This is a genomic window from Paenibacillus sp. FSL R10-2796 (genome assembly GCF_037965315.1).
Classification (GTDB): domain Bacteria; phylum Bacillota; class Bacilli; order Paenibacillales; family Paenibacillaceae; genus Paenibacillus_AQ; species Paenibacillus_AQ odorifer.
Window position 1 is genome coordinate 1,490,181 of sequence record NZ_CP150178.1, and the last position, 23,075, is coordinate 1,513,255.

19 protein-coding genes are annotated in these 23,075 nt (G+C 44.0%); 13 read left to right on the forward strand and 6 right to left on the reverse strand.

Going from position 1 to position 23,075, the window contains the following annotated elements:
• Entirely contained in the window at positions 1-3,795 is a 3,795-nt protein-coding gene (locus NST58_RS06895) for a hypothetical protein (RefSeq protein WP_339246991.1), read from the forward strand.
• Positions 3,796-3,882: 87 nt separating this feature from the next.
• Here NST58_RS06895 and NST58_RS06900 read toward each other — a convergent pair whose 3' ends face one another.
• On the reverse strand, positions 3,883-4,515 hold the full coding sequence (locus tag NST58_RS06900; RefSeq protein WP_036681725.1) for a hypothetical protein: 633 nt from the start codon (positions 4,513-4,515) through the stop codon (positions 3,883-3,885).
• A 303-nt stretch (positions 4,516-4,818) separates the two neighbouring features.
• On the opposite strand from NST58_RS06900, the gene tkt reads away from it, so the two are divergent.
• Together tkt and NST58_RS06910 are read left to right on the forward strand one after the other, a co-directional pair.
• Complete coding sequence (gene tkt / locus NST58_RS06905) at positions 4,819-6,861, forward strand: transketolase (protein ID WP_036681727.1); 2,043 nt, start codon at positions 4,819-4,821, stop codon at positions 6,859-6,861.
• Positions 6,862-6,894: 33 nt separating this feature from the next.
• Positions 6,895-7,212, forward strand: a complete 318-nt coding sequence (locus NST58_RS06910) for a pyrimidine/purine nucleoside phosphorylase (protein ID WP_036681729.1) — start codon at positions 6,895-6,897, stop codon at positions 7,210-7,212.
• A gap of 1,439 nt (positions 7,213-8,651) precedes the next feature.
• Here the strand turns inward: NST58_RS06910 and NST58_RS06915 are convergent.
• Both NST58_RS06915 and NST58_RS06920 read right to left on the reverse strand, forming a co-directional pair.
• A complete protein-coding gene (locus NST58_RS06915; protein ID WP_076128173.1) occupies positions 8,652-8,864 on the reverse strand; it encodes a hypothetical protein in 213 nt (70 codons plus the stop codon).
• 169 nt (positions 8,865-9,033) lie between these two features.
• Positions 9,034-9,936, reverse strand: coding sequence for an NAD(P)-dependent oxidoreductase (locus tag NST58_RS06920; protein ID WP_339246993.1), 903 nt, complete (start codon positions 9,934-9,936; stop codon positions 9,034-9,036).
• Between the two features lie 235 nt (positions 9,937-10,171).
• On the opposite strand from NST58_RS06920, the gene NST58_RS06925 reads away from it, so the two are divergent.
• The 3 genes from NST58_RS06925 to NST58_RS06935 all read left to right on the forward strand — a co-directional run bounded on the left by NST58_RS06925 (position 10,172) and on the right by NST58_RS06935 (position 12,891).
• Entirely contained in the window at positions 10,172-11,527 is a 1,356-nt protein-coding gene (locus NST58_RS06925) for a glucose-6-phosphate isomerase (RefSeq protein ID WP_076277701.1), read from the forward strand.
• A gap of 146 nt (positions 11,528-11,673) precedes the next feature.
• A complete protein-coding gene (locus NST58_RS06930) occupies positions 11,674-12,306 on the forward strand; it encodes a YigZ family protein (protein ID WP_076128170.1) in 633 nt (210 codons plus the stop codon).
• A 3-nt stretch (positions 12,307-12,309) separates the two neighbouring features.
• Positions 12,310-12,891 (forward strand): TetR/AcrR family transcriptional regulator, encoded by a 582-nt coding sequence (locus tag NST58_RS06935; protein WP_036681739.1) that lies wholly within the window; start codon positions 12,310-12,312, stop codon positions 12,889-12,891.
• 146 nt (positions 12,892-13,037) lie between these two features.
• Here NST58_RS06935 and NST58_RS06940 read toward each other — a convergent pair whose 3' ends face one another.
• Positions 13,038-13,439 carry a secondary thiamine-phosphate synthase enzyme YjbQ gene (locus tag NST58_RS06940; protein WP_339246998.1) on the reverse strand — a complete coding sequence of 134 codons (402 nt, stop codon included), beginning with the start codon at positions 13,437-13,439 and terminating at the stop codon, positions 13,038-13,040.
• A 208-nt stretch (positions 13,440-13,647) separates the two neighbouring features.
• On the opposite strand from NST58_RS06940, the gene cysT reads away from it, so the two are divergent.
• The 7 genes from cysT to NST58_RS06975 all read left to right on the forward strand — a co-directional run bounded on the left by cysT (position 13,648) and on the right by NST58_RS06975 (position 21,042).
• A complete protein-coding gene (gene cysT / locus NST58_RS06945) occupies positions 13,648-14,463 on the forward strand; it encodes a sulfate ABC transporter permease subunit CysT (RefSeq protein WP_038569140.1) in 816 nt (271 codons plus the stop codon).
• Positions 14,460-15,257, forward strand: a complete 798-nt coding sequence (locus NST58_RS06950) for a sulfate ABC transporter permease subunit (protein ID WP_036681745.1) — start codon at positions 14,460-14,462, stop codon at positions 15,255-15,257. Before cysT ends, NST58_RS06950 begins: the two co-directional genes overlap by 4 nt.
• Position 15,258: 1 nt before the next feature.
• The gene (gene cysA / locus NST58_RS06955) at positions 15,259-16,323 is read left to right on the forward strand and encodes a sulfate ABC transporter ATP-binding protein (RefSeq protein ID WP_076104838.1); all 1,065 of its coding nucleotides are present in this window, start codon (positions 15,259-15,261) and stop codon (positions 16,321-16,323) included.
• Between the two features lie 30 nt (positions 16,324-16,353).
• Positions 16,354-17,421, forward strand: coding sequence for a sulfate ABC transporter substrate-binding protein (locus tag NST58_RS06960; RefSeq protein WP_339247001.1), 1,068 nt, complete (start codon positions 16,354-16,356; stop codon positions 17,419-17,421).
• 139 nt (positions 17,422-17,560) lie between these two features.
• Positions 17,561-18,346 (forward strand): MBL fold metallo-hydrolase, encoded by a 786-nt coding sequence (locus NST58_RS06965; RefSeq protein WP_339247004.1) that lies wholly within the window; start codon positions 17,561-17,563, stop codon positions 18,344-18,346.
• A 312-nt stretch (positions 18,347-18,658) separates the two neighbouring features.
• Positions 18,659-19,240, forward strand: coding sequence for a GNAT family N-acetyltransferase (locus NST58_RS06970; protein WP_339247007.1), 582 nt, complete (start codon positions 18,659-18,661; stop codon positions 19,238-19,240).
• A gap of 17 nt (positions 19,241-19,257) precedes the next feature.
• Positions 19,258-21,042: an ABC transporter ATP-binding protein gene (locus NST58_RS06975; RefSeq protein ID WP_280752588.1), complete on the forward strand. Its 1,785-nt coding sequence runs from the start codon at positions 19,258-19,260 to the stop codon at positions 21,040-21,042.
• 71 nt (positions 21,043-21,113) lie between these two features.
• Here NST58_RS06975 and NST58_RS06980 read toward each other — a convergent pair whose 3' ends face one another.
• Both NST58_RS06980 and NST58_RS06985 read right to left on the reverse strand, forming a co-directional pair.
• Positions 21,114-21,917: a Cof-type HAD-IIB family hydrolase gene (locus tag NST58_RS06980; protein ID WP_038569149.1), complete on the reverse strand. Its 804-nt coding sequence runs from the start codon at positions 21,915-21,917 to the stop codon at positions 21,114-21,116.
• Between the two features lie 12 nt (positions 21,918-21,929).
• Positions 21,930-22,877 (reverse strand): DMT family transporter, encoded by a 948-nt coding sequence (locus NST58_RS06985; protein WP_248547848.1) that lies wholly within the window; start codon positions 22,875-22,877, stop codon positions 21,930-21,932.
• Positions 22,878-23,075: the final 198 nt, after the last annotated feature.

The following is a 23,075-nucleotide window of genomic DNA, read 5'->3' on the forward strand; positions in this document are numbered from 1 at the left end:
ATGCAGAAATTAAAAAAAACAATTTCAACGTTTATGGCCCTTGTATTACTACTTCTTTCATTCCCTGAATTTTATTCGGGGAGTGCAAAGGTAGAGGCGACAGGTGACCCAAATATCATCAATTTTATGGATATCCGTCTTGAAGGATTTAATAAAACAACTCCTTGGGAGCCAGCTATGGGGAATATAGGATCTTTAAGTTTGAATATGCCTGCTATAACCCTAACCAATATTACTTTTGATCTAACAACAAGAATACTGCGCTACGATTATGTACCTGATGCGCCTGTAGTTTTAACATCAGGGGATATTAATTGGTACTATGATACGCAGCGTACTAGATTTCTTAATATCTACAGTTATATGTACAGGACAGATGGAAGTGGTAATACTGATTATGCTACTGATGCCTCATGGAGAATTGAAGAAATGCCACCTGTGAAAAGTTCGGATAGTCTTCAGTTTAACCTTGACAGAAATACAACCGCTTTTTATGAAAGTTATGCTTATCCAGCGAAGTATGGCATTCCAAAAGCCCTTAAAGTCGCACTAAGAGCAAGTGATGCGCAACACCAACCTAACGAATGGATGAATGGTTGGCATAACAACGTATATTATGATTGGGTTAACATACCTCTAGTAATAAATTCAGCACCTACGCTCACAGTGACTACACCAAGCGAGCAGCAGCTACTGAATGAGCCAGGATTCAGTGGTATGAATATCGAAGGATATGTTCGAGATGTGGACAATAATGATCTAGTCGTTAGTGCTGAAATTCCTAATGTGTTCTATAAACAAGTCAATGTCCAACAGGCACTGAATAATAAATGGTTTTCCATCCCAATAGATGTTTTGGCAGACGGAATTCCTCCCGGACGACACAATATCATTATCAAGGTTGTGGATCCCTATAATTATAAGGATGAGAAATCGTTGGTCGTTAATGTATCCTATAGGCTTAGGAATAAATCCTTTATATTGATTAACACTCCTATAGACGTATCAACCACATACAAGGACTATGAAGGAGATTCTAAATATCAAGAACGCTATAGATACGACCATAACCCGTATTTCTTCGATAATTCGATGGGTATCATTTCGGATAGTGGGTTATGGCGTTCAGAAAGGTATACCTCCTTTCCATATAGCGGACTCTATAACGCAACCTTTCAAGCACGAGATAATCCTAAAAACGATGACCGATTCGATGACTATCGTTTATGGAGCCGAGATAATTTATCTTCAATGACTTATCATGTTCATCGGAAGCCAACTGCATTGTTTGCTGCCAAACTGGCGTGGGGATCTCTTCAGCTAACAGATAGTTCCTACGATTTGGACCACATCACGGCTGTTAATAAGGGGCTTATAGCTTGGCAATGGCAGTATAAAAAAACTGATTCTGAAATATGGACAGATGGTCAACCGCCAGCTCAATTACCGAGTTCTGGACAATATGACATACGTCTTAGAGTACGGGATGTCGATGGTGAAAATGGGTTGGGGGTCTGGAGCGACTGGTGTGTAAGGACGGTGGGAGCTGCAGGTAATCTACCTCCCGTAGCGTTATTTACTGTGGATCCTAATATTGTTTCCTATCGTAAAGCTACTACCATAACTGACAAATCGTTTGATCCGGATAATGATCCATTAGATGTGTATTACTGGACGGTTATCAAAGACGGTTGGAACAAAGTTTGGGAGCATTGGGGTGGAGCTACAACGCCACCTAATATCGCAGCTTTTGGAATCGGTAATTATCAAATTAGTTTACAAGTGCATGACAACCGAGGATTATGGTCAGATTGGTATCGCCAAAATGTTCAGGTGATTAATCACCCACCCGCAGCAGCATTTAACATGCCAGCTGAAGTATATCGAGACACTGTAATTACAATGGATAATCTAACACCAGATCCTGATGAAGATGGAGATTCGCTTGCTTATTTATGGTACGCCAAACTCAACAATAGTCCTTATTATTATGCTGGCAGTAACCGCAACCAATCTTTGACGATACGAGATCTTATTGCTGGAAACGGAATTTCACCGCAGCAGGCTATATCAGAAGGATGGGAAATGCGCCTTAAGGCAACAGATGTACCTAATCCCTCAAGTATTGGAGCTTTAAGTTCCAATGCAACACGCGTATTTACTGTTAAAAATCATGTTCCAACAGCTGCTATTAATGGTCCATCGGCAGTATTCCAATATGATACCCGACAATATACATCTTTTGATGAGGATGGAGATCCCTCCGACATCGCTAGTCTGCAATACTTCTGGAAAGTAACGGATAGTGATGGCATTACGCAATGGCTTCGAACTCCTAGTATTGATGTTAATTTTCCTGAGTCCGGTATCTATACATTGGAACACTGGGTTATCGATCAGATCGGTGATAAGTCTAATATAGCTACGTTGAAGGTGAGTGTTACTAAAAATCTAGCGCCCTCAATGACATTGATAACCCCGGCGGGAACCGTAACCAATCCATCCGTTATAGATGCCGAAATACAAGGAGATCCATTAATTAAATGGAATTATACAGACCCAGAGAGTGATCCGCAGGAGAAGTACCGTTTAGAATTTTTTTCGAAAGACGGACTCTTAGTTAAGACAGTTGAAAACCTTGACACCACAGGTCAGCTGCGGCAGTATCAACTCCCTAACCATACATTTAATCGCTTTGAATACTTCACCGTATATGGGCGGGCTTATTCCAAATTAAGCTGGTCAGAAATATCTAACGAAAAAACGTTTATCATCGACAATCCGCCGCAGCCCGGATTCACACTTATCACGGATACAGGCAGAGATGCTGCCAAAGAGCCGATTTATCGCACGGATCTTCTAAATATCAAGAGCAAAGCGACGGATCCAGACCTTCCAAAAGGAGATACGATCAGCCATAAGTATGATTTGAAATCATCTAACGGGACGGAAGGATTGGCTAGTACTCAAGCTGAATTTACGAAGAAATTCACCTCAAATGGCGTCTTTACCTTGAAACAAACCGTTACGGATTCTCTAGGACTGTATCGAGAGCTATCTCTGAGTATCACCGTAGCCAACCGTAAACCTACCGTAACGATAACGTACCCAACAAGTACTGACTCAAGTAAGCCTATGATCGCAAGTACGCTTACACCAATCATCAAGTGGGATTATCAAGATGAGGATGGAGATGAACAACAGCGGTATAAGGTACAAATTATCAACTTGGCGACAGGGATGGTTAAGGTTCAATCTGGCGAACAAAATTCAAGTGCCAAACAGTGGCAAGTGCCCGCGGGAATATTGGTTGAGAACGAAAAATATGCCGTGGAAGTGGAAGCTTTTGATGGTTATAACTGGAGTAATATCTCAGCGCGTAAATATTTCATGGTTAATCTACTGAGTATTAAAGGTGGGGTCCAGCACACAGAGGAATGGAATAACAACCGTAAAGGCTACAATTTGAACAAGAGCGGTAATGAGGAGAGTCCAAGAGGCTATAATGTGTTTTGGGCAGGTGAGCGATTTATTTTGCAAGGGATAGCAACCGGTCTACCTGATACTGTTGAGGTAACGATGACGGGAGGTTATTCTACGCAACTAAATCCAACGAACAGTGATAAAACCTTGTGGACAGGCGAATTTTATAATCCGGCATTTGTGAAACTTCCCGATGGTCCAGTGACCTTTACCTTCACAGCTAAGAATGAGTACAATACCAAAATTGATACAGTTACTGTTGTGATTGCTGGCGATTGGTCTGAATATTTTCGGAACCATCGTGTGAAGTAATGATACATCTACGAATTTATCCTTTTTCCATCTAAAAAGGGCTACGCGGAAATACGATCCGCATAGCCCTTTTTTACGAGCAACAACTTATATAACTCCTTCAGTCCGTTCTTCATTCATTCTCATCATTCTTGTCGCAACAGAAGGGGTATGTAAAGGTATATTCGTCGAACGTGCAGAGGCTCTTTGAGCTCTACGCACATAATAGGATAACTTGCCGCTGAATATTTTATGGGAACAGAGTGAAAGAGCGAAATCCTCCGGGGTAACAAAGCAGGAAGGCTTATTCACAGGCTGAACTGCGGTATTTTCAAATAAGGAAGCAACAAAATGAGAGCAGAAATAAGCGTTCTCTCGATCTATTTTAACATTTAGAAGTACGCCGATCAGGCCTAAAAGATGGTATTTATAACGTTCCTGATTTTTCATCATCCCTTGGACATGATTGTACATGGCATCGTATTCCGTGGCACTGACACGTAACTGATAAATAGAGCAATTTGCGCTGCTATAGAAAGGGTGAATGAAATTTTCTTGAATCAGACCCGCGACGAATGGATTGTGCATTTTTTTTCTTCCGAAGCTGTACACCTCACGTAGTTCACTATCAAAGGCGATCGAAGCATGGTTCAGATCAGCTTTTGTAAACCACTTAATGAAACCACTGAAGGCTGTACCTGTACCGGTAAGCACAATATAAACATCCTTTTTCGAAGTCATGTTCAGAATTCCTTTCCACTTGGAGATATTGGATAATGAATGAAAATTTTACTTGAGTAACTCCATCTTACTTTATATTCGAGCATTGTAAAACAAACTTTAGTCGCAATAGAAAACTAGACCATAGGCTAAGTAAAAACCCGTCTCATGACATAGTTACTTTTGCGTATATAAATGCGTAGATATTGCAAAACATAAGCTGTCAAACAAAGAGTTTTTAAAAACAATTGGAATTGCTTCCACACTAGTGATACAATAAGAGTCAAAATGACATTCTTGAGATTTCAGAGGAGGAACTATTAAATGAGTGAACAAGAACAAGCGATCCAGAAGGAAGAAAACTCAACAGTAGATAACCTGTCGATCACAACAATTCGTACGTTGGCTATTGATGCTATCGAAAAAGCGAATTCCGGCCATCCAGGTATGCCAATGGGTTCTGCACCAATGGGCTACCAGCTGTTTGCAAAAACAATGAATCATAACCCTGATCATCCAACATGGGTAAACCGCGATCGTTTTGTATTGTCCGCTGGACATGGTTCCATGCTTCTGTACAGCTTGCTGCACCTTAGCGGCTATGATCTTCCTATGGAAGAATTGAAACAATTCCGTCAATGGGGTAGCTTGACTCCTGGTCACCCGGAAGTTGGTCACACAGCTGGTGTTGATGCAACTACAGGTCCGCTTGGACAAGGTATTGGTATGGCCGTTGGTATGGCTATGGCCGAAGCTCAATTGGGCGCAACCTACAACAAAGAAGGACATAACGTAGTTGACCACTATACTTATGCTATTTGTGGTGACGGTGACCTTATGGAAGGGATCTCTTCTGAGTCCGCTTCTCTTGCTGGTCATTTGAAACTCGGAAAATTGGTTGTATTATATGATTCAAATGATATTTCCCTTGATGGTAAATTGAATCTTTCTTTCTCCGAAAATGTAGCTCAACGTTTTGATGCTTATGGTTGGCAAGTTCTGCGCGTAGAAGACGGAAATGACCTTCCGGCTATTGAAAAAGCTATCGCTGAGGCGCAAGCTGAGACTAGCAAACCGACTTTGATCGAAGTGAAGACAGTTATTGGTTATGGTAGCCCTAACAAACAAGGTAAAGGCGGCCATGGCGGTACTCACGGCTCCCCACTTGGAGCAGAAGAAGCTAAGCTGACCAAAGATTTCTACAAATGGGTATACGAAGAAGATTTCTATGTGCCTGATGAAGTTCGTGCACATTTTGCAGAAGTGAAGAAAAACGGAATCGCAGCTAACAAAGCTTGGGACGACAAATTTGCGGCTTACAAAAAAGCATATCCAGAGCTGGCTGCACAATTCGAAACTGTAATCAATGGCGATCTTCCAGAAGGCTGGGATGCTAACCTTCCAACTTACACTACTGAAGATAAAGCAGTATCGACTCGTGTCGCTTCCGGTAGTGCGCTTAACGGTCTGACTGCTGGCGTTCCTCAGCTAGTGGGTGGTTCCGCTGACTTGGAAAGCTCCACTATGACGCATTTGAATGGTTTGACATCTTTCACACCAGAATCTTATGATGGCCGCAACATTTATTTCGGCGTACGTGAGTTTGGTATGGCTGCTGCCATGAACGGTATTGCTCTACACACTGGTCTTAAAGTATTCGGAGGAACATTCTTCGTATTCACAGACTACCTGCGTCCAGCAATTCGTTTGGCATCGATCATGAAATTGCCAGTAACCTATGTACTGACACATGACAGTATTGCAGTTGGTGAAGATGGTCCTACGCATGAACCAATCGAACAATTGGCTTCCTTGCGTATCATCCCAGGTCTGACTGTTATTCGTCCGGCTGATGCTAACGAAACTTCTGCAGCATGGGCTTATGCTATGGAAAACAAAGAGAATCCGGTTGCGTTGGTTCTGACTCGTCAAAACTTGCCAATTCTTGCTGGAACCGTAGATGGCGTTCGTGAAAACATCAAACGTGGTGGTTATGTTGTCTCTGATTCCAAAAATGGCACTCCACAAGCACAACTTATCGCAACTGGTTCTGAAGTACAGTTGGCAGTTAAAGCGCAAGCTGCTTTGGCAGAAGAAGGCATCGATGTTCGTGTAATCAGCTTGCCAAGCTGGGATCTGTTCGAAAAACAAGACAAAGAATATCGTGATTCCGTAATTCTTCCAGGAGTCAAAGCCCGTCTTGCTATCGAAATGGCACAAACCTTCGGCTGGGAACGTTACACTGGTGACCAAGGCGATATCCTAGGCATCACTACTTTCGGAGCTTCCGCCCCTGGCGATAGAGTTATGAAAGAATACGGCTTTACTGTAGAGAACGTAGTTAGCCGTGTGAAAGCACTTCTGTAATTAACTGAATAATCATTAGGGGGAGAACAAGTAATGAGTCAGTTTAACAACGCAACGATCGAAAAAGCAGCCAATGTATATTATGGCGGACAAGTAACCAGCCGTACGGTAATTTTGCAAGATGGATCTAAGGTGACACTGGGTATCATGTTGCCGGGTGTGTATGAATTTGGTACAGATGGTCCTGAAATTATGGAGATTCTGTCCGGCGATCTTAAAGTGCTGCTTCCCGGCACTGAGGTATGGCAGGAGATTAAGGGAGCATCAACGTTCAATGTTCCTGGCAACTCTAAATTTGCGTTGGAAGTATTTGAAGTAACTGATTATTGCTGTTCTTACCCGGTTCTATAGAAAACAGACTTTTCTAAGGGCTGTCCTATAAGTAGCTTTTTTCTATGAGTGAGACGACCCGGATTCAATTTAAAAATCGTAAAAGTCAGCAAGGCAGCGGTTCTCCTGTTATTGGAGGAGCGCTGCTTTTTGTGTTGTTGGTTGGTGATATTGCTTGATGTTCAATTATGTATTCATCATTCTATTTTGAGGCTTAAGGACTCAAATGACGTTAGGGCTGAATCGGATCATCACCAAATTAGCACTGAGTCATAACCATCCCCACCGCGTACGGACCCAGATGGCGTTAACACTAGATCAACACCAATGTAGTACCGGGTCACCACCAATCCTACCGCTGAAGCACCTGGTCACCACCAATCCTACCGTTGAAGCACCCGGTCAACACCAATCCTACCGCTGAAGCACCCGGTCAACACCAATCCTACCGCTTAAGGACCCAGCTGACGCTATTAGCAAATTTATAGCCTTTTAAGCAAGTTTTCGGACTCCAGTGCAGCTATTTCATAGAAACAGGCTCATAATTGGCGCTTTTTTATGCCAATAGCGACTATGGAGTCCGATAGCATGCCAAATGTGGGATTATACTGCGAATAAGGTCAGCTGAGTCCGAAGGTGCTGTGTCATCACCAACTTTAGGCACCGGGTCCTCACCAACCCACTGCGTAACTACCCAGATGACGTTAACACTAGATCAACACCAATGTAGTACCGGGTCAACACCAATCCTACCGCTTAAGGACCCAGCTGACGCTATTAGCAAATTGATAGCCTTTTGAGCAAGTTTTCGGACTCCAGTGCAGCTATTTCATAGAAACAGGCTCATAATTGGCGCTTTTTATGCCAATAGCGAATATGGAGTCCGATATCATGCCAAATGTGGGATTATGCTGCAAATAAGGTCAGCTGAGTCCGATGGTGCTGTGTCATCACCAACTTTGGCACACGGTTAGCGCCAACCCACTGCGTACGGACTCAGATGGCGTTAACACTAGATCAACACCAATGTAGCACCTGGTCACCACCAATCCTACCGCTTAAGGACCCAGCTGACGCTATTAGCAAAATTATAGCCTTTTGAGCAGGTTTTCGGACACCAGTGCAGCTATTCCATAGAAACATAATTGGCGTTTTTCATGCTAATAGTGACTATGGAGTCCGATAGCATGCCAAATGTGAGATTATACTGCGAATAAGGTCAGCTGAGTCCAATAGAGATGGCTGTGTACCGCAGAGGTTACTTAGTTAAAGGAGCTTAAGGTTTGGAGCGAGGGAGAGGTTCCAGAAAATACGGGATATACCGTAGTCATCAAGCGATCGTCTTGGTAACCAATTTGCAACTAACCAGCAGCTCACCCAGTGACTATCCAACAATTTCTCCAGTATCTATCCAACAATTCAGCGCTCCTTCAGTAACTTTTCTGAAATTATCTAACAACTCATCCAGTAACTTCTCCAGCACTTACCCAACAATTCAGCACTCCCTCAGTAACTTTTAAGCGACTATTTAGCAACTCATCAGTAACTCCACCAGCACCAATCCACCGTTTCATCACTAATACAGTAACTTTTGCGACAAACCAGTACTTCGCGACCTTCTTAGTAACTATCCCACCAACACCACCACAACGTTCTGAGTAACTCCACAGCAACCAATATTTTCTTGCACTACAACTGTTAATTTGGTATTATAATTATACAAACAAACGTTCGTATAATTGGTTCGACAATGGGATTGTCCATAAAGAAAAGACCGCATCGCAATATCATGTGCGAGGCGGTCGTAAATGTTCTTATGAAGTAGGTTTTGAGCTCTTGGATTTATTTATTGGATACATTTGCACCCATCTTTTGGCCGATCCACTCTTCGTAACATTTCACTACGGCAGAGAGATCTTCTTCACCATAACCTTGGGTGAATCCAGTTTGGAACATGCTTTTAGCCAAGCCCAGCATAGGAGAAGGAACGCCTGTTGAATCGCTATGGGCAGAGGCAAGCTTCAAATCCTTAAGCATTAGAGCGAGGGAGAATTGATTGCTGAAATCATCTTCTATGATTTTACGGCCTTTAAGCTCAGCTTGTTTGCTGCCCGCAGAACCAAGTTGTACCAGTTCCAGGAACTTGTCTGCTGGTACGCCTGATTTAACAGCAATGGCGAATCCTTCGGCTAGGGCAACATTATGAATACCAACCATAGCATTGTGAGCCAGCTTGGCCACAGCGCCGCTGCCGTTCTCACCCATATGTAGCAGCTTCTTACCCAAAGTATCAAAGATATCACGATGTTGTTCTATGACCTCAGCACTACCGCCGACCATGAACACTAAGGTTCCTTCAATCGCTGCCGGTTTGCTTCCAGTTACTGGCGCGTCTAGGAAATGTCCACCGCGCGCTTCTACAGCAGCGGCAATCTCACGAACTAGTCCTGGTGAAATTGTGCTGGAATCAATAATTAGTCCACCAGGCTTCACAGCATCAAGTATACCATCTTGACCATAAAACACTTCACGAACCGAATCATCATTGCTGATCATGGTAATAATAACATCCTTACCCTCAGCCGCTTCGCGGGGCGTGAGAGCAGTCTGGGCACCTTCTGCTTCAAGAGGTTTACACTTGGCTGCCGTACGGTTGTATACCGTAACCTGAAAGCCGCCACGTAGTAAATTGGAGGCCATAGGCGCACCCATTGTTCCGAGTCCGATAAAACCGATTTGTTTCATTTATATAGCCACCTTCCGTTTTCTTTATTCTATCACGGCACTTTGTCCAGCACCACAGCACACCTATGTCTTTTGATACAGGAAACGCTTCCAAGGAACTTTGGAAAACTTGGTTCTAATGCCCTCTATGTGCCCTAAGACCTTGCCAGTCAAGGCAAATTAAAGTATCCTAATTATAAAGTTGTAACAAACGGTTTTAAATTTAAAGAGATAAAACAGGAGGTTACCATTACCGATGTCTAAGAAGATTAATTTTGACTACACAAAAGCTCTTTCGTTTTTTAACCAACAAGAAATCGACAACCTTTCCGCCCCAGTTAAGCTAGCACACGAACAGTTGCATAACAAAACTGGTGTAGGCTCTGACTACCTTGGATGGATCGATCTGCCGACAGCTTACGATAAGGAAGAATTCGCTCGCATTCAACAAGCTGCTAAGAAGATCCAAAGCGATTCCGAGGTACTGATTGTAATTGGTATCGGAGGTTCTTATCTGGGAGCACGCGCAGCTATTGAGGCGCTATCGCATTCTTTCTACAATAACCTTTCTAAAGATAAACGCAAGACTCCAGAAGTTTATTTCGCTGGTAATAACATTAGCTCTACATACATCACGCATCTGCTTGATCTAGTAGAAGGCAAAGACTTCTCCGTGAACGTAATCTCCAAATCAGGAACTACTACTGAGCCAGCGATTGCTTTCCGCATTTTCCGCGCTGCTCTGGAGAAGAAATACGGCAAGGAAGTTGCTCGTAAACGCATTTACGCTACTACAGACAAGGAAAAAGGTGCCCTTAAGAAATTGGCAACTGAAGAAGGTTATGAATCCTTCATCATTCCAGACGATGTTGGCGGACGTTACTCCGTATTGACACCTGTAGGCTTGCTGCCAATTGCTGTAGCTGGCATTAACATTGAAGAAATGATGCAAGGTGCTGCTGCCGCTGCGGATGAGTTCAACAATCCAGATGTAGCTACTAACCAAGCTTATCAATATGCTGCAGTTCGTAACGCTCTATACCGTAAAGGTAAAACAACTGAAATCCTCGTCAACTATGAGCCTTCCTTACACTTTGTATCTGAGTGGTGGAAACAATTGTTTGGCGAAAGTGAAGGTAAGGACTTCAAAGGAATTTATCCTTCTTCCGTTGATTTCTCCACAGATCTACACTCCATGGGTCAATTTATCCAAGAAGGTAACCGCAACATTTTTGAAACGGTTATCCAAGTAGATCAAGTAGCTCATCATGTTACGATTGAGAATGATCCGGATGATCTGGACGGCTTGAACTTCTTAACAGGTAAGACTATGGATTTCGTGAATAAGAAAGCTTTCCAAGGTACAATGCTTGCACATACAGATGGTCAAGTACCTAACCTTATCGTTACTATTCCTGATCAAACACCATACACCTTTGGATATTTGGTGTACTTCTTTGAAAAAGCCTGCGGTATCAGCGGATACTTGCTCGGTGTTAACCCATTTGACCAACCAGGCGTAGAAGCATACAAGAAAAACATGTTCGCATTGCTTGGCAAACCAGGTTACGAAAAAGAAAAAGCAGAGCTGGAAGCAAGACTTACTGAATAGTATTGCAGTAGGTTTTACAATGGCTATTAATCACAGAACATTCATACTAATGTAAGTCACCAGGAGCAGTCCATAGGTAATCCAATACCGGGACTGCTCCTGACATTATATGAAGACATCATATGTAAATAAGGACTGGAATAATTATGTTAGAACAATATCAAACGGTCCGCTCTTCCGGCTCAAAGGAAGTTGTGATCCGTAAATCCCGTTTCATTGGTCATGTTATGCCAGTGGAGAATGAAGAAGAAGCTTTGTTGTTTATCGAGGACATCAAGAAGAAACATTGGAACGCAACGCATAACTGTTCTGCTTATGTGATTGGGGAGAGAGACGAAATCCAGAGGCAATCGGACGACGGGGAGCCGAGTGGGACAGCCGGCAAACCGATTTTGGAAGTAATCCGCAATCAGGGAGTTAAAAATGTCGCAATCGTAGTTACCCGTTATTTCGGAGGCATTATGCTGGGTGCCGGTGGGCTGATTAGAGCTTATACGGATGGAGCAGTGCTTGCGCTTGAAGCAGGAGAAGTAATCACCCGTGTACTGAGACGAGAGGTATTCGTAGAGATCGAGTACACTTGGCTGGGCAAGGTTGAGAACGAACTTCGAGGAAGAGGGATTCAGACTGGCGAGACTTTGTTCACCGACAAAGTAACGTTGTTATGTTTGCCGCGAAATGATGAGGGTGAGACTTTTATGGCATGGATAACAGATCTAACCCAAGGGCAAGCCCTGATAACAGAAGGGCGGCGGATTTACTACAGCGAAGGGGATTAGTATATGGCAAGGAGAGCAGTGGAGCAGGAGTTGTCGAGGGAAAGGATTCTAGAGGCCGCTAGGCATCTGTTTATAACCAAAGGGTATCGGGCGATTTCAATGCGAAGTATTGGTCAGCATTTGGGATATAGCCACGGCTCTCTCTATTATCATTTCAAGGAAAAGGCGGAGTTGTTCTACGCTATTGTTGTAGAGGATTTTAATCATGTGGCTGCTTTACTCAGTCAAGTGATGAATAAACCGCCTGAAGAAGGAATGACAAGGGTAGAACAGCTGATTATGGAATTTATTAGATTTGGAATAGATCATCCCTATCAATATGAAATTATGTTCATGATTCGCGATGAGGAATTGCTAGCTTATTGTAGAGCAGAACAGGGACGATGTTTTGATTTATTCTCAAGTATTGTGCGCCGTCATATGAAGGAAGAGGGATATGTGTCTGAGGACTGGCAGAATGTGCCGTTGACAATGTTCTTGTCTGCACACGGATTTATTTCTTATTATATCCAGGATAAAGTATCGTTTGACGATGTGAAAGAGGCAGCGTTAGCTCATATAAAGGTTTTATGTCGCAGCCTTTAAAATGCTGTTTTTTTTATAGATCTTCACTTTAAAGCTGTGCATTGGTATAACACTGCTTCTCTGCTTGATGAAAGTATTACTAGACTCTAGTTATAGTCTAAATGGCCGCTCCGCAGCGATAACGGAAGCGGCCATTTGTATGTTTATTATCCCTCTACTATTTTTAAGAAACATTGCCGGCGTCTAGGTCCATCGAACTCACAGAAATAAATACCTTGCCAACGACCGAGAATTAATTCACCTTCGTGGATGATCAGGGTCTGGGAAGGCCCGGTAGTAATAGATTTAAGATGAGAGGCAGTATTGCCTTCCTCATGCCGATACTTCGGATGCTCCCAAGGGTAGACCTCATCCAAACGCAGCAGAACATCATGCTTCACATCAGGATCTGCATTTTCATTAATAGCAATACCAGCAGTGGTATGAGGACAATAAACTACAATCAATCCGTCTTGAACTCCACTTTTTTTCACATAAGAAATGACTTCCCGAGTAATATCACGTAATTCATCCCGCTTTGTAGTAGTGATCTCCAGAGTATGCAACATAATCAATCCCCTTCCTGTGAGGTGCCATTTTTTAGTGTACCTTTGATACATATATTTTAACCCAAATTCACTTGAAAGTAATTGACGGCGGTGAGAAGGATTTGGTAAAGTAGTAATAATATAAAACCAAGTATATAAATAGGAATAATTAATGAGGATTTTGGTTAGTATACCGACCGGTTATCCGGAGGTGGGAGGGCAAAAATCATTGAATTCGCTGCTTAGACACAAAGGCTGGACTTGGGGTTTCCGAACTACAATTTTGCTCTATTTTGTAGTATTGATCGTGTTGCCCATACTCGGGGTCTATTACAACTCTTTTTCTCTTGGTTTTGGCAATTTTGTGGAAAGCGTCAGCGATCCAATTGCTTGGAAGTCGGTGCTGTTAACCTTAAAGCTGGCGATTATCGCTACTTTAATTAATGTCTTGTTAGGAACTATGATTGCTTGGGTCCTTATTCGTTATCAATTTGCTGGTAAAGCGCTGCTAAACAGTCTGGTCGATTTACCTTTTGCACTGCCAACAGCTGTCGGAGGTTTGATGATTCTACTGCTGCTTGGACCAGGTAGCCTTATCGGCAAAGCAGCTGAGGCACTTGGATTTGAAATTGTTTTTCATCAACCGGCTATCGTAATTGCTATGGTGTTCGTGACGTTTCCATTCGTGATTCGAGCGGTTCAGCCCTTGCTGGAGGAGTTGGATCCATCCGAAGAGGAAGCAGCATATACAATGGGTGCCAAGGGGGCAAGGGTATTCTGGCAAGTTATTCTTCCATCAATGGCGCCTGGGATGATCAGTGGTGGGATGCTCGCATTTTCAAGAGCACTTGCGGAATTTGGTGCAGTGGTACTCGTCGCAGGTAATATTCCGGGCCGTACGCTTGTCTCTTCTGTTTTTATTTTTGGTGAAGTTGAAAGTGATAATCCGGTCTCCGCCGCTGCGGTTTCTGTTATTCTCTTGACCTTATCCTTTCTCATTCTTTGGCTGATTAATATGCTGCAGATGCGGGGGAGACGCTCATGAGGAAATTATGGATTGCTCTTACTTATTTAGTGTTTTTTCTGCTCATTGCTGCTCCATTAGGAAAAATGGCTATGGGTGCTTTTAGTGAAGGATTTGGTGGTTTCTGGAATGCTCTGACTAGGCCCGAAGCGCTGCATGCGCTCATGATGACTGGGCTTGTTGTGATAGTAGTTACGTTATTAAATACATTGTTCGGTATTATGATGGCTCTGTATCTTGTTCGGGCGAACTGGATCGGCAAGCGTCTAAAAGGATTATTGAACAGTATTGTGGATTTGCCTTACGCGGTATCCCCTGTAATCGGAGGATTGATGATTGTCCTGTTGCTGGGTCCCGATAGTACCTTGGGAGCGATTTTTGAGGGGATTGGACTAAAGATCGTTTATGCGATTCCTGGAATGATCATTGCCACTTTATTTGTTACCTTTCCTTTAATGGTGCGCGAGGTGATGCCGGTGCTTCAGGAGATTGGTTCACAGCAGGAGGAAGCGGCTTCGACATTGGGCGCTCGTAGCTGGACTATTTTTTGGAAGGTAACTTGGCCTTCAATTCGTTGGGCGGTTGTGTATGGTGTCATTCTTACGGTGGCACGTTCACTTGGAGAGTTCGGCGCGGTGCTCGTAGTTTCGGGGAACATTATGAACAAAACTCAGACGGCGACAACTTTAGTCTATCAGGATGTTGAGAATTTTAATGTGACGGCTGCTGGAGGAATAGCGCTAGTTCTGGCTGCATTTTCCGCAGGTCTGCTGCTGTTGATGGAATGGACCAAGAGAAGAAAGGAAGTGCAGTAATATGCATGTAGAAGTGCGGGGGTTAAACAAGCATTTTGGAGATTTTCATGCGGTCAAGGACGTCAATTTCACCATTACAAAAGGTCACCTGATTGGATTGCTCGGCCCAAGTGGAGGCGGGAAAACCTCAATTCTACGTATGCTGGCGGGACTGGAGTCACCGGATACCGGAGAGATTATTTTTCATGGTCAGACGGTGAACAATCTTCCTCCTCAAGAACGTGGGATCGGCTTCGTCTTCCAGAACTATGCACTCTTCAAACATATGACTGTATTTGATAATATCGCTTTTGGCTTAAAGGTTAAAAAGGCTAACAAAACAGCTATCCGCGATCGCGTTATGGAACTTGTGGAGCTTACAGGGTTAAAAGGGTTCGAGAAACGTTATCCGCATCAGCTATCAGGGGGACAACGTCAGCGTGTGGCTTTTGCACGTGCGCTTGCGCCTGAACCACAGCTGCTGCTTTTAGATGAACCTTTTGCCGCTATTGATGCGAAGATCCGCCAGGAGCTGCGCGCTTGGCTGCGTGAACTGATCGAGCGTGTAGGTATCACCTCTATTTTCGTAACCCATGACCAAGATGAAGCGATTGAAGTAGCGGATGAAATTATGATCATTAATCAAGGACGTTTGGAACAAAAGGGTACCCCGTGGGATATTTACAAGGAACCCAAAACACCGTTCGTGGCAACATTTATCGGCGAATCTACGCTGATTGAGAACGCTTCTGAGGTTAAAGGCTTTACAGGTGCGGGGGACGGCAAGCCTACCAAAGCGCTGATTCGTCCTGAATACATTGAAGTGGGTAATCTGCATGAGTTCAAGATGGCTTCTGCCACGGAAAAAGGTGTTGTGAAACATCTGCATTTCCGCGGCAGCGAATGGCTCGTTGAGGTTGAAGTAAATGGCCACAAGCTGGTCACCTACCGTTCGTTGGAGAAAGAAACCTTGCAGCCGGGTCAGGAAATCTCAGTACTGGTACATCGGGCTTATCTGTTTAATGATGAGCGCAGCTGGATCCAGGAGAACAACCTGAAAGAAGATCCAATGCCGATTTTTATTTAAAAATCATTACCTCGAAGGATGTGGGCCGCAATGAATGTCAAAAGGAGCAGACAACTGCACGGATGTTTTGCTGCCCTAATGCTGGCCATACTCACGCTGACAGCAGTCGGTTGCGGGAATGAGAAGGCAGTTACGACGATGGCAGAGCCTTCGAAGCAAGGGGATGTTACGCTGGTAATTGGCGCATACAGTGTGGCTAAGGATGCGATGCAGGATATTTTGCCGTTATTTGCTGCCAAGTGGAAGGCGGATACGGGTCAGGATATTAATTTTCAGGAGTCTTATGAGGCTTCAGGGACACAGGCGCGAGCGATTGTAGGTGGATTTGAAGCGGATGTGACGCTGCTAGCCATGGAAGGTGATGTCGAGAAGCTAGTTAAGGCTGGACTCGTAGCGCCGACATGGAAAGAGCAGGGTGAACAAGGCATGGTGACACGTTCAGTAGTAGCTCTTGGTACCCGCGAAGGAAATCCTAAAGGCATTCGCGATTTTGCGGACTTAGCCAAGCCGGGGATTAAAGTATTATATCCAAACCCGAAGACCTCTGGTGGTGCGCAATGGGATATCAACGCGATCTATGGGGCTGGTCTGAAGCTGTCAGAGGAGCAGGAGGGGGCAAAGGATCCAGCAGCAGCCAAAGCTTTTTTGGAAAGCATCCATGCCAATGTAGAGTCTCTGGATAAGAGTGGCCGCGCTTCTATGGCAGCCTTCGAGTATGGAGTGGGGGATGTAATTGTCACCTATGAGAATGAACTGCTGGCTCGGATTGCTCAGGGAGTCAAATACGAAGTCATTATTCCTAAAAATACAATTCTGATTGAGAATCCGGCGGCTGTTGTAGAGAAATATGCGGATGAGCATGGGACACGCATAGCATCAGAAGCACTGGTTGATTTTTTGATAACCCCACAGGCACAAGAGATCTTTGCAAAATATGGCTTTCGTCCCGTGGATAAACAAGTCTATGCTGAGCACAAAAGCGATTACCCTGATCCGGCGGGCCTCTTTGATATTAACTATTTAGGAGGCTGGGATGAGGTGCGAAGCTCACTTTATTCCAAGCGTGGAATTTGGTATCAGGTACTTGCCGGAATATAAGGTAGAGGTATAACAAAAGAGTCATCCCAGCAGTTCATCTGTGGTGGGGATGGCTTTTTTTGGTGGGTCTCTTTAAGATAGAGAGAGGGTAATTTAGATATATTACTTCGTTGAAGAGAACCTGAAGGAGAGATAATAGATGGATACGTTGGTATTTTTGGGTACAGGGGATGCCATGGGGGTTCCTCGGGTATATTGCAGCTGTGAGACCTGTACAGAGGCAAGGGAACAGGGTGAAAATATTCGCCTGCGCTCTTCTGTACTTATAGATAATGGCAGTGACTTTTTAGTGATCGATTGTGGGCCTGACTGGCGGCGTCAGATGGAGGCGCAGGGAGTACGGAATATGCGCAGACTGCTGGTGACACACGCTCATTTTGATCATATTGGTGGGCTGCCGGAATGGGCGGATTCTTGCCGCTGGATGGGATATAAGGGCCAGCTCTTTGCCCCAGCAGAAGTGATCCCGATAATAGAGCGGCAATATCCATGGCTGCGCAATCAGATCGAGATGATTCCTTGTGATGAAGGCATAGAGCTAGACGGCTGGACAATAGATACCTGGAAAGTGAACCATGGCAAGAATGGATACTCGTATGCTTTTCGTCTGGAGAAGGAGGGCTATGTATGGGTGTATTGTCCAGATTCCATTTCTCTTGGAGCTGAAGAGACACGCCTGATGCATGGAGCTGACTTGCTGGTATTAGGTACAAGCTTCTATTACGAAGCAGCGGAGTTATCGACTCGTTCTGTATACGATATGACGGAAGCAGCGGAGCTGCTGCAAACTGTGAAGCCTCAAAAGGCAATCTATACCCATATGTCGCATGATGTGGATATGAGAAAATCATATATTTTACCGGAAAATGTTACGCTGGCCGAGACGGGGATGAGAATACTCTTAGGATCTTCGGAGATCAGCTGAAATTTAGATAAAAAGAAAACTCCCTTTTGCTGGAAGGGAGTTTTCTTGATCCTATTTAACCTGTTATATTCCGCCTTGTTGAATCCATTTAATTAACTCTTCGAGCCAAGAAATGGAGTGGTCCGCTTTAGTTGAGATATTCACTAAATCAAAAAGGGACATCATTCGGGCAACTTCAGCCTGTTGATGTTCCTTTTGTGATTTCTATTGCATTCAGTATTCAGATCCCCATTTATACTATATAATCAAAAAGCATATCGTATTATTTTTACATATTTAGAATAATTATCATCGCCAAAGGAGGAGTATGAAGTGGCTGACTCCAAGGATCCAATCCTGCTTGATTTTCCCGAGAGTTTTGAAACAGAGAGGCTGCTCATTCGTGCCCCTTTATGGGGAGATGGAGTTAGCATGAATGAGGCTATCCGTGAAAGTATAGATGAATTGAGACCTTGGATGGCTTTTGCTCAAGTAATACCCACATTAGAAGAATCAGAGAAAGTTACTAGAGAAGGCAGACTGGAGTTTCTAAAAAGGGATAAGCTACATATGCGTATTTTTAGAAGGGATACGGAGGGTTTTATCGGCTGCATTAGCCTGCATCATCTAAACTGGGAACTCCGCAATTTTGAGATTGGTTATTGGATCCGGAGTGCCTGTGCAGGCAAAGGATATATGACAGAAGCCGTAAATGGAATCACCAATTTTGCCATACAGGAACTAGGGGCGAATCGTCTCGAAATCTTTTGTAGTGCACGAAATACCAAAAGTGCCGCGGTAGCCGAACGTGCGGGTTTTATACTGGAAGGGATCCTGCGCAGTGCGAGTCTTGGGTATGACGGGGAACGGCATGATAATAAGGTGTTCGCTAAGGTTAGAGGTATAGAATTTTAAGTGAGAGGGCTGGTTCTTTGAAGCAGAAAGGCGTATTTTCAAGATTAAGTACATATATGTTAAGGCACAAGCTTTTGTATACGATTTTATTATTTACGACTTTATTTGGGATTGTTCTGGATTTAACGATTGCTTGGCTGCTCTCAGTAATTACGGATGCTGCGGTTAGACTCGATGTGAAAGCTTTTAAAGGGCTGGTTATTTTTGGATTAATCTACTTATTAGTGAGTGCAATTAACGGTTTCATCGATCGATATTTCAAAAATAAAATCTCTGTCAAGATCAGAAATGAGCTGCGGTTGGATATGATGCGGCATGCCTTAGCTCTTCCTCAGTCTTATTTTGACCGTAATCATTCCGGGGATTTATTGTCCCGCTTTACTAATGATAATCAATCTGTTGGTAATGCTGCAGGCGAGGTAATGATTGATCTAATCCGTAACCCTTTACTAGCCCTCGCGGCTTTTGGTTATTTGCTCTATATTAACTGGTTACTGGCATTGATCTGTTTTGCAATGGGGCCTTTGATGTTCCTTACGGGAAAAATCTTCGGTTCAGCGATGCGTGAGAACAGTGTGAAGATTCAGACTAATATGAGTAAGATTACTTCCTTTTTACATGACATTCTAGGCAGTAGTATGGTGTTTAAATCCTTTAGCATTGAACGCAGACTAATGAAGCAGTATCAGGAGCATAGTGAGAATATTACTTCTGAAGAATTAAAGCGGGGAAGAATTGAGGGAGCTACTGGCTCATTCTCTTCTTTTCTGGGAAACTTTACGTTTCTTCTGGCGCTGGTCGTGGCTGGTTATTTTGTGGCAAAAGGATCACTTGAGGTCGGTGCGATGATTGCTTTCATCCAGCTCATGAATTATTTAGTGATGCCGTTCTCGTCATTGCCGGGACTGATCAATTCGATGCAGCAATCACTTGGGGCGGCGGGACGGATCTTTGAGGTGTTGGATAGCCCGGTGGAGGTTGAGACCCTTCCAGAAGTGGAGACAAAGCAACCAGAATTTGAGAGTATGGTAATGTCGTCGATCTCTTTCTCGTATCCGGGAGCAGAGAGACAAAGTATAAACAAGATCAGCTTAGAGCTTCAAAAAGGAACACAGATGGCGGTTGTGGGACCGAGTGGTGGAGGTAAATCTACGCTTTTCAAACTATTGCTGGGATTGTATGAACCCGATGAAGGCGAAGTAATAATCAATGGGCAGCGGATCAACGAGATGAGTCTGGCTAAGCTTAGAAGTTATTTTTCCTATGTGCCGCAAGAGGCAGGTCTTTATACGGGAAGCATTCGTGATAATATCCGGAATGGAAATCCAGAGGCGGATGAGCAAGAAATTCTGGAAGCTTTGCGAAAAGCGAATGCCTATGATTTTGTAATGGAATTGCCTGAGGGACTGGATACTGATATTGGTGAGGAAGGCTCACGACTGTCCGGGGGACAACGTCAGCGGCTTTCCATTGCAAGAGCAATTCTGAGAAACGCTCCTATTCTGCTGTTGGATGAAGCTACTGCTGCACTTGACAATGAATCAGAAAAACTGGTGCAGCAGGCCATTCGTAAACTAATGGGAGACAAAACTACACTCGTTATCGCGCACCGTTTATCTACGATTCAGAACGCTGATATCATTCTCGTGATGGAGAATGGTGAAATTGTGGAGAGTGGAACGCATGATGTACTGCTTGCTGCTGAAGGAAGATATAATGATCTGTACTATTCTCAGCTAGAGCAGGAAGAAGAGAGTGGAATGGGACCCGAGAAAGTGGAATTAGCTTCTACAGGTGTTTGAGTGTTGGAATAAAAAAGGGTGCAGCAACGTCATGAAATATGGCGTTGCTGCACCCTTTTGCTTAAGGAAGTTTAGTTCACTTTATTAAGAATGAATTTATCAATCGCATATTTCACGCCATCGTCATTGTTGCTTAAGGTCACAAAATCAGCAATTTCTTTCAGAGCAGGAATAGCATTCTCCATAGCGACGCCAAGTCCGGCAGCTTCCAGCATCTCATGGTCGTTCCAAGAATCACCTACAGCGATAGTCTCGGAAAGCTCACAGCCGTAATGTTTGGCTAGGAATTCAAGTGCAATGCCCTTGGTTCCTTCATGATGCATGATTTCCAGAAAGTGTGGTTTGGATTTGGTAATATGCACGGAATCACCAAGCAATTCATGCAGGATTGGAGCCAGTTCATCCAAGAAATCAGGATCATCGATAATTAGCATTTTTGGTGTTTTTTGCGGGACAAGCTTTTCCCAGTCAGGCTCAATAAAATATTGCGTTTTATTCAAGTCCGTATAGTCTTTGATCTTTTGGTTGTCTTCACGGGCATATAGCTTGTCGTCAATGTAAGTTTGCAGATGCAGATTATGCTCCACGCAGTAAGTGAACAGCTTGCGGACTGCATCTTGCGGGACGTAACGCTCATACAGTACTTTTTCATCGAGCAAGTTCTTAACGAGTGCACCCTGGTAAGTAATGATAGGTACGTTTAGTCCAGTTTGACGGGCAATGGCTTGAGCGGAAGCGTAAGCACGGCCTGTAGCAAGGGTTACAACAACACCTGCGGCAACAGCCTCTTCAAGCGCAGTTTGGGTAGCAGGTGTTACTTCCTTGTCATCATTAATCAGAGTGTCATCAATATCAATCGCGATCAATTTGTACATTTGTCTCTCTCCTTATCTCTTTCTAAATAGATGTAATTTGGAAAAATAACTCTTCTTATGTTGATTCTGACCCGGTTCCGGGCTCAGCTCTGCCATAAGCATAGCCCCCAGAATACAACCACAACCGAGCAGAGCGGACAACCCGAGTGTTTCCCCGCCAAAGGCTAAACCCGTCAGAACGGCAAATACCGGTTCTGTGGCATAAATAATGGCTACCCGTGATGGGGTAGTATATTTCTGACAGGCGGTTTGAATCCAGAAGGCAAAAGCGCTGGTTGGCCCGATGGAGATCAGCAGAGCCCAAAGCACATCTGGGTCCTTAATCAGCTCCCCGCTGTGGGCGAGCGGTGTTGCCCCTTCAAAAATAAGCGAGGCAGCAATACTGAACAGCCCAACAAAAGCAAGCTGCAGAGTAGCTAGCGGCAACGCCGGATAATGAGGTGCATAAACGCCAGTATAGGCTACCTGTAACGCAAAAGCTATGGCACACAGAAGAATCAAGGCATCGCCTTTATTCAAGGATAATGCAGAGCCCGTGAAGGTCAACAGATAAAGCCCGATTGCGGCGAGTGCCGCACTGAACCAAGTGTATCGTGAAATCGCATGCTTCAATAGGGCAAGAGACAGAAAGGGAACTAGGACAACCGATAGCCCGGTAATAAAGCCGGTATTAGAGGTTGTTGTATATAGAAGTCCCATCGTCTGAAAGCCATAGCCCATAAACAAAAAAAGGCCAAGCAGCAGAGAATCGCGTACCATGCGGAAACTTAGCTGTTTCCAATCCTTGCGGTAAAAAATAACTGTGATTAGAGCCAGCAACAGGGCAGCGCCCATAAAGCGGATACTATTAAACGCGAGCGGTGGCAGCACCTTGACAGCATTTTGTACAATCAGAAAGGTACATCCCCACATCATCGCCACCAATAGCAGGCTGGAATCGGCTATACGGGAACGCTTCACTACTTAGGTCATCCTTTCTTCAGCAGCTGCCGTCTCTATGTAGACGACAAGGACAAGTTGTCCAAATTGTATCGTATATTCATGGGGAGGACAAGATAGAAATCGCGCAAAGGCTTATATACTAAGCGATTTCAGCGTTTTATGTAGACAAAAAAACCGGGTCTTGATATACTTCGATAACCGCACATTTGTTCTTGT